General features: G+C 58.7%; 1 protein-coding gene. It reads right to left on the reverse strand.

Features of this window, described 5'->3' with window-relative positions; translation table 11 throughout:
* Positions 1–190 (reverse strand): hypothetical protein (locus FS818_RS28620; protein ID WP_186375625.1); only part of this gene is annotated, 190 nt, incomplete at its 3' end.
* Positions 191–208 lie beyond the last annotated feature (18 nt).

Consider the following 208-nt stretch of genomic DNA (forward strand, 5'->3'; position numbering starts at 1 on the left):
TTGCGCCGCTGATTGCTGGCAGGTTTTCTGGTTCTCCCGTGTACAGTGATGCGTCCGCCAGATTCAACACAGTGCCTGCATAAGCTGGCGGTACTTCCACATTCTCGCCGTATACAAGCAACAATCTTGCGCCGCTGTCCTCCAGCATGTACGTCATCCGATCCGGCGGGTACGCCGGGTCGATCGGCATGTAGGCGCCGCCGGCTTT

The sequence above is a fragment of the Paenibacillus xylanexedens genome (genome assembly GCF_007680605.1).
Classification (GTDB): domain Bacteria; phylum Bacillota; class Bacilli; order Paenibacillales; family Paenibacillaceae; genus Paenibacillus; species Paenibacillus xylanexedens_B.